The organism is Neptunomonas sp. ABH4_499, from assembly GCF_056160565.1.
The window spans coordinates 177082-185184 of sequence record NZ_JBSWXK010000008.1 but is presented as its reverse complement, the minus strand read 5'-3'; the positions used below and the strand labels follow the sequence as shown (position 1 = coordinate 185184).

Genomic DNA, 8103 nt, shown 5'->3' with positions numbered 1-8103 from the left:
ACCATGCGGGGTAAAGTTTGTTTCAAGCAGTGTAACTGAGGATTCGACCGCAGGTCGAGGGCTGAAAGACTTATCCGACAGCCTCAACGCCCGCTTCAGCTGCGCCGAAGCCGGAGTGTTTTTGTGTTAATGTTTGAGCGCAGCGAGTAACACAAAAACACGGAGGTTTTGGCGTCAGGCTGCAAGCGTTTGTTAAATGCGGCTAGCACGGAATCACCGAGAATGCTGAACCTACCGCATTTGCTATGCCATTTATTACTTCAGTTGTGACTCTAGCTTTATTAAGCGCTATATCTACCAATACACCAAATATTACCGCGATATAAGCTAAGTACCCAAACCCCATATAGTCATTATATAGAATGGTGTAGAACCAATCTTGGCCAAATATGTATATGGCTGACGCCAGAATGGTAGCTGTAAGCAAAAGCACTCCAGGCAAAAATAAGTGCGCAATCGCTTTCGGCTTGGCTAAAGAAACGCCAAGTAGAATCAAAAACATCAAAAAGTTTGATCCAAGAAATATACGAAGATCAAGCTTTAAATTGCTAACAATTTCAATGTACTTTCCCTTTATAAGATTACCTAGAGTATCTTGGGCGATTTCAATGCTCTTAATGCGATCTAAGTACCCGGAAGTAATTGACTGAGCTAACGCTTTTTTTCGCTCGCAATCATAGCCACACATTGAAGCGATAACACTAGCGATTTTTTCAGGGAGATCGTTGGCAAGGTCTTCTTGGATTTGCTCAGACTCTACTCCGAGCCTTTTAGCAATACTTAGAGCCTTGTTTGCAACGCTAGATTCGCTTATACGCTGCTGCTTTTCCCGCACTTCTTTTTCTATCTGGTATTTAACGAACCCTTTTGCGGATTTTTCAATTTTTTCCGGCGATACCCATGTAACGGCGAATAAAACACCAAAAAGTAAAATTCCAAATAATCCGATTGATCGTAACGTGATACTCATAGCTTCCTTAGCATTTAACAGTTTATTCATGCGCATGCGCGATATCATTCCTTACCCAAAAGTCAGAAAACGGCATAACACATTGTTTTAACTTGGCTATTCAGGGGATCGTAAGAGACGACGTGGTAGAAAAACGCGCATGCGCACTATTCTTCCATGGGTGGCACGATATCTTCCCTGTGCAAAACTCTATCTTCTTGATTTTACACCCTAACCTAGGGTTGTCCAGTACAGATATCGCGCGCAGCTTAACGACAAATCGTGCCTGTTTCATCGGATAGCAAAAATATACTGTCTAAAAACACAGCTTTTCATCACACCTTTTCATAGGCGGCAAGCATCAATTTACTTCCCGCTTGTGAACTTTATAATCAGGGAATCAACTAACACAGTTGTGCCGGGAATCTACAGGAGAGCCATCATTTCTACCATCGACACTATGTCATCCATCATGCGGTATTTGACCTGGGTTGCCGCGTTGTTCCTACTTACCTTGTTTTTTAACAACTGGTTAAAGGAGCGCGAGAACCCCAATCAATACTTAATGAGCACCGGCCTAAATGACGAGCCAGTCACGTTGAAGCGTAATCGCCAAGGGCATTACGTAGCCAGTGGTTTGATTAATGGTGAGCCGGTGGTGTTTTTGTTGGATACAGGTGCCACGTTAATGAGCGTGCCAGAAAACTTGGCCGAGAGGATCGGGCTTGAGAAAGGCCGCTCTCATTTGGTGAATACGGCCAATGGGACGATTTCCGTTTACTCTACCCGCCTTGATGAGGTGCAGCTTGGTCATATCTCGATGCGCGATGTACGGGCTGACATCAACCCATATATGGAGGGTAACACCGTACTGATGGGCATGAGTTTTTTGCAGCATTTTGAGTTAAAACAAGTGGGCGATACGCTCAGCATCGCCATCCCAGAATCATCCTTCAGTTTGCAGTAAACACCCAATCTGATTTACCCGTGCTTTATGTGGGTTGGGTCGTTCTGCAATAAGGGCTTTAACCAACATAACCCAACGATTGGCCCAGGTAACAAAACCCAAGCTACGTACGCGCCCAAGTACTCATACAGCTGTGTTACTAGTACAATCGAGACCACGGTTAGGAAAAAGCCGATGCTGTTCATCATCGCCAAGGCGGTGCCGACGGCCTCTTTTGGGCAGGTGCTGGCCGCTAATGCCGAGTATTGCCCGGAATCCGCTATCACCGTAAAGCCCCATATCAGCAACACGACCAATGCCAATGCTGGCAACACGCTTACCCACGGCCAGATTAAACAACACACACCTGATATCAGCAGCATTACAAAAGCGATGCGCGCACTGCCAAGTGCCCGACTAAGAGTGCCAGCCAACAAACAGCCCAGCATACCGATACCGATGATGATAAACGCCCACCACGCAGGCGATATTGCTGCGAATGCCCCATCCGAAAACGCGCCCATGACAAAGAGCGGCACCAAAGTCCAAAACGCATACAACTCCCAACAATGCCCAAAATAGCCAATAACCGCTGCACGAAACGGAGCCACTTTGTAAGCACCAAAGGGAGATACTCTTGTTAAGCTGATGGGCTGTATGTGTGGGCCATCCCCTAACCGATGAATCACGTAACCACCCAATAAGGCTAACCCAGAGGAGATCACCAATACCCAAGGCCATACATCCGAAGCTGTAAGACTCCCCCTTAATAGATGGGGGGATGCGGTCCCTACGGTGAGCATACCAACCAGCCAACCCAGAGCATGCCCACGTTGCTTGGGCGACCAACTGACGACAAGCTTCATCCCCATCGGGTAGATACCCGCAAGTGCAAGGCCTGTTAAAAACCGGTAGATCACGCCAAGCCATAACTGACCATCGATGGTGATAAAAAGAAGATTGAAAACCGCCCCAATAACGGAGGCAAGGGTAAAAATACGACTGGGCGAGAAGCGATCGGCAAAGCCGGTAAACGCGATTAAAAACGTACCGACAATAAACCCCATTTGCACAGAGCCGGTTAACCAACCCAAATCAGAGACGCTAAAGCCCCACTCGCTTTGCAGCGCTTGGCCGATACCGTTGGGTGTAAACCATAACGATGTCCCAAACAATTGCGCGAGCACAATCCAGAATAGCGGCGGCATAGATCATCCTTTTTTATTGTTATCGTTAAGCCACCATAACGAAAAAAGGCAGCCGAAGCTGCCTTTTTGCACGTAACAGAGTGTTACTTATTTCCAGCCAGTCACTTCTGCCAGAGCAGAACCGATGTCAGCCAGTGAGCGAACTGTCTTAACGCCAGCGTCTTCCAGTGCAGCAAACTTCTCGTCAGCCGTACCTTTACCGCCAGAGATAATCGCACCAGCGTGGCCCATACGCTTACCAGGAGGTGCAGTAACACCAGCAATGTAAGAAACAACAGGCTTAGTTACATTCGCTTTGATGTAAGCCGCTGCTTCTTCTTCTGCGCTACCACCGATCTCACCGATCATAACGATCGCTTCAGTCTTAGGATCTTTCTCGAACATTTCCAGAATGTCGATGAAGTTAGAACCTGGGATTGGGTCACCACCGATACCTACGCAAGTAGATTGGCCGAAACCAGCGTCAGTTGTTTGCTTAACTGCTTCGTACGTCAGAGTACCAGAGCGAGAAACGATACCAACTTTACCTGGCAAGTGGATGTGACCAGGCATGATACCGATCTTACATTCACCTGGAGTGATAACGCCTGGGCAGTTAGGGCCGATCAGACGAACACCTAGCTCATCGCATTTCACTTTACATTGCAGCATGTCCATGACTGGGATGTGCTCAGTGATACATACGATCAGTTTGATACCAGCGTTAGCGGCTTCCAGGATAGAGTCTTTACAGAAAGGAGCTGGTACGTAGATAACAGATGCTTCAGCGCCTGTCTCTTCTACCGCTTCTTTAACTGTGTTGAACACAGGCAGACCCAAGTGAGTTGTACCGCCTTTACCCGGCGTTACACCACCAACCATTTTAGTACCGTAAGCAATCGCTTGCTCAGAGTGGAAAGTACCTTGACCACCTGTGAAACCTTGACAGATTACTTTGGTGTCTTTGTTAATCAGAATGGCCATTATTATTTACCCTCCGCTGCTTTAACTGCTTGTTGTGCAGCATCAGTCAAACTTGTTGCAGCGATGATATCCAAACCAGATTCAGCCAGACGCTGCGCACCCAATTCGGCGTTGTTACCTTCCAGACGAACTACGACAGGAACGCTCACACCCACTTCCTGAACAGCACCGATGATACCGTCTGCGATCAGGTCACAACGTACGATACCGCCGAAGATGTTAACCAGAACCGCTTTAACTTTGCTGTCTTCCAGGATGATTTTGAACGCTTCGGTTACACGCTCTTTTGTCGCGCCGCCACCAACGTCCAAGAAGTTAGCTGGGAAACCGCCGTGCAGAGATACGATGTCCATAGTACCCATCGCAAGACCCGCACCGTTTACCATGCAGCCGATGTTACCTGTCAATGCAACGTAGTTCAGATCCCACTCAGCAGCACGCGCTTCACGCTCGTCTTCTTGTGATGGATCTTCCATTTCTTGCAGATCTTTGTGACGGTAAACCGCATTACCATCGATCACAACTTTAGCGTCCAAGCAGTGCAGGTTGCCCGCTTCAGTGATAACCAGAGGGTTGATCTCTAGCAGCGCTAAGTCTTTTTCTTCAAACATTTTAGCCAGACCCAGGAAGATCTTAGTAAATTGCTTGACTTGCTCACCGTTCAGGCCCAGTTGGAATGCCAGCTCACGCGCTTGGTAAGGCTGTGCACCCGTCAGTGGGTCGATGGTTGCTTTCAGAATCTTCTCAGGCGTTTCTTCTGCAACTTTCTCGATCTCTACACCGCCTTCAGTTGAAGCCATGAATACGATGCGACGAGTTGAGCGGTCTACTACCGCACCCAGGTACAATTCCTGAGCGATGTCTGTGCAGGTTTCTACCAGAATTTTAGAAACAGGCTGGCCGTTTTCGTCAGTTTGGTAAGTAACCAGGTTTTTGCCTAACCAGTTAGCAGCAAATTCTTTAGCTGCGTCTGGAGAGTCAACCAGTTTTACACCGCCTGCTTTACCGCGACCACCGGCGTGAACCTGGGCTTTAACAACCCACTTATCACCACCGATCTTTTGAGCAGCTTCTGCTGCCGCTTCTGGAGTGTCTACCGCGTAACCTTTAGATACAGGCAGACCATATTGAGCAAACAATTGTTTGCCTTGGTACTCGTGAAGATTCATGCTCTAGTCCGTTGTGTTGTCACTATGTAATCGGGGATCTCCCCCGGGCCCACAAGGCTTATGACAAGCTCTCGCAAAATCGGCCGAACTTTTGGTTCGGCCGAAACATGGAATAAATCAAAAATTAACGCTTTTTACGATTAGCAATATGGATAGCATGGTTATCCACTGCCAGTGCAGCTTCGTGTACCGCTTCACTCACTGTTGGGTGAGCAAATACTGTCATTTGCAGATCTTCAGCGCTTGAACAGAATTCCATCGCAATCGCCGCTTGAGCAATCAGCTCAGATGCAATCGCGCCAACCATGTGAACACCAACGATGCGGTCGGTTGCTTCGTCTGCGATGATCTTAACGAAGCCGTCAGTCGCATTCGATGCCATGGCACGGCCAGAGGCTGCGAATGGGAATTTACCCACTTTCACTTTTACGCCTTCGGCTTTGAGTTCTTGTTCAGTTTTACCTACCCACGCCATTTCTGGGAATGTGTAGATGATGTTCGGGATGACATCGTAGTTCATTGCGGCTTTGTGGCCTGCAATGATGTCGGCAACCATGATGCCTTCTTCTGATGCTTTGTGTGCCAGCATTGGGCCACGAACGATATCACCGATCGCGAATACACCCGGCACTTCTGTACGGCAGTTTTCATCAACGAAGATGAAACCACGCTCGTCCAGCTTAACGCCAGAGTCACCTGCCAGCAGGCTTTGAGTTTGAGGACGACGACCAACCGCAACGATCAGCTTGTCGACAACGATCTCTTTGTCACCTTCGGCATCGGTGAATTTAACCTTCACTTCTTTGCCGTCGATGATTTCAGTGCCGGTGCAACGCGCACCCAGCTTGATGTCCAGACCTTGTTTCTTCAGAAGCTTAGCGGCTTCTTTAGATACGTCTTGGTCAGCCAGAGACAGGAAAGAATCCATCGCTTCCAGAACGGTTACTTCTGAGCCCAAACGCGCCCATACAGAACCCATTTCCAGACCGATAACGCCCGCACCGATAACACCCAAACGCTTAGGCGTTTCGTCGATGTCCAGCGCACCTGCGTTGTCCAGAATCAGACCTTCTGTCAGTGGTGCAGGTGGGATTTCAACCGGTACAGAGCCGGATGCCAAGATAACGTTGTCTGCATCGTAAACCGCTGTTTTACCGTCTTTGTCGGTCACTTCAACTTGCTTACCCGCCAGCAACTTACCTGCGCCTTGAAGCAGAGTAACGCCATTGGCTTTGAACAGACCTGCGATACCGCCAGTCAAGTTCTTAACGATGGTGTCTTTACGAGCAACCATCTGTTTAACGTCCATTTTAACGTCAGACGCGTTAATGCCGTGAACCGAAAAGTCATGAGCGGCTTCGTGAAACTTGTGGGTGGATTCCAGCAGCGCTTTAGACGGGATACAACCTACGTTCAAGCAAGTACCGCCCAATACAGCCGTACCTTTATCGTCAACCCACTTCTCAACACACGCTGTGTTCAGACCCAATTGTGCAGCACGGATTGCCGCAACGTAACCACCAGGGCCTGCACCGATTACGATAACATCAAATTTTTGAGACATTGATCTACCTATTTATACGTTGATTTGGGGTGTCTTACACGTCAAGAAGCATACGCGCTGGATCTTCCAGCAAGTCCTTGATTGTAACCAAGAATTGTACCGCTTCTTTACCGTCAATCATACGATGGTCGTAAGAAAGTGCCAGGTACATCATAGGCAGAATAACCACTTCACCGTTGACCGCCATTGGACGCTCTTGGATTTTGTGCATACCCAGAATCGCTGTTTGAGGCGGGTTCAGGATAGGTGTAGACATCAGGGAACCGAACACACCACCGTTAGTGATGGTGAAGGTACCGCCCTGCATATCGTCCATACCCAGCTTGCCGTCACGACCACGCTTACCGAAATCAGCAATTGTAGATTCAACATCAGCCAAGCTCATGCTGTCAGTGTCACGCAAAACAGGAACCATCAAACCACGGTCAGTCGATACGGCCACACCGATGTCTTGGTAGCCGTGGTAAACCATGTCGTTACCGTCGATAGACGCGTTAACCGCAGGGAAGCGTTTCAGAGCTTCAGTTGCCGCTTTAACGAAGAAAGACATGAAACCTAAGCGAGTACCGTTGTGGGTTTTCTCGAACAGGTCTTTGTATTGCTTACGCAGATCCATAACTGGCTTCATGTTAACTTCGTTGTACGTAGTCAGCATGGCTGCATTTTGTTGCGCTTCAACCAGACGCTTAGCGATGGTTGCACGCAGACGTGTCATTGGAACACGTTTCTCTACACGCTCGCCCGCAGGAACGTTTACAGCAGCCGCTGCTGGAGCTTGCGCCGCCGCAGCCGGTGCTGGAGCCGCTTTCGCTGCGCCAGAGTTCAGGTAATTTTGAACGTCTTCTTTAGTGATACCGCCATTTTTGCCAGTACCTGGGATTTTAGAAGCATCCAAGTTGTTTTCATCAATCAGCTTACGCGCCGCAGGACCTACTTTATCAGCGTCGCCTGCTGGTGCAGCTGCTTCTTCAGCCGCCGGAGCAGCAGCTGCAGCTGGTGCCGCTTGAGCGGCTGCACCTGCTTCAAAGACAGCGATAACTTCGTCACTCAGGACAGTGTCGCCCTCGCCTTTTACGATCTCTTTGATAACGCCGTCAGCAGGAGCTACAACTTCAAGAACAACCTTATCAGTTTCGATATCAACGATCAGTTCATCAGCAGAACATGCTTCGCCAGGTTGTTTGTGCCAAGTTGCGACCGTACCGTCAGCAACAGATTCAGGAAAAGTAGGAGCTTTGATTTCGATGGACATGTGTATTCCTTAACAATACTCGATACAGGCCGCTCTCGTGGAGCGGCCTCAT

Annotated in this window: 7 protein-coding genes; 1 reads left to right on the top strand and 6 read right to left on the bottom strand. The window is 48.7% G+C overall.

Annotated elements, in window-relative coordinates:
* Positions 1 to 202: 202 nt before the first annotated feature.
* The gene (locus tag ACXAF9_RS10605; RefSeq protein ID WP_475073837.1) at positions 203 to 1006 is read right to left on the bottom strand and encodes a hypothetical protein; all 804 of its coding nucleotides are present in this window, start codon (positions 1004 to 1006) and stop codon (positions 203 to 205) included.
* 415 nt (positions 1007 to 1421) lie between these two features.
* On the opposite strand from ACXAF9_RS10605, the gene ACXAF9_RS10600 reads away from it, so the two are divergent.
* The gene (locus ACXAF9_RS10600; protein ID WP_475073834.1) at positions 1422 to 1916 is read left to right on the top strand and encodes a retropepsin-like aspartic protease family protein; all 495 of its coding nucleotides are present in this window, start codon (positions 1422 to 1424) and stop codon (positions 1914 to 1916) included.
* A gap of 14 nt (positions 1917 to 1930) precedes the next feature.
* On the opposite strand, the gene ACXAF9_RS10595 is transcribed toward ACXAF9_RS10600, so the two are convergent.
* The 5 genes from ACXAF9_RS10595 to odhB form a co-directional block, all read right to left on the bottom strand.
* Complete coding sequence (locus ACXAF9_RS10595) at positions 1931 to 3103, bottom strand: MFS transporter (RefSeq protein WP_475073832.1); 1173 nt, start codon at positions 3101 to 3103, stop codon at positions 1931 to 1933.
* An 87-nt stretch (positions 3104 to 3190) separates the two neighbouring features.
* Positions 3191 to 4066, bottom strand: coding sequence for a succinate--CoA ligase subunit alpha (gene sucD / locus ACXAF9_RS10590; RefSeq protein WP_475073830.1), 876 nt, complete (start codon positions 4064 to 4066; stop codon positions 3191 to 3193).
* Positions 4067 to 4068: 2 nt separating this feature from the next.
* A complete protein-coding gene (gene sucC, locus ACXAF9_RS10585) occupies positions 4069 to 5235 on the bottom strand; it encodes an ADP-forming succinate--CoA ligase subunit beta (RefSeq protein ID WP_475073827.1) in 1167 nt (388 codons plus the stop codon).
* A gap of 124 nt (positions 5236 to 5359) precedes the next feature.
* Positions 5360 to 6799 (bottom strand): dihydrolipoyl dehydrogenase, encoded by a 1440-nt coding sequence (gene lpdA / locus ACXAF9_RS10580; protein WP_475073826.1) that lies wholly within the window; start codon positions 6797 to 6799, stop codon positions 5360 to 5362.
* A gap of 34 nt (positions 6800 to 6833) precedes the next feature.
* Positions 6834 to 8051, bottom strand: a complete 1218-nt coding sequence (gene odhB, locus ACXAF9_RS10575; RefSeq protein WP_475073822.1) for a 2-oxoglutarate dehydrogenase complex dihydrolipoyllysine-residue succinyltransferase — start codon at positions 8049 to 8051, stop codon at positions 6834 to 6836.
* Positions 8052 to 8103 lie beyond the last annotated feature (52 nt).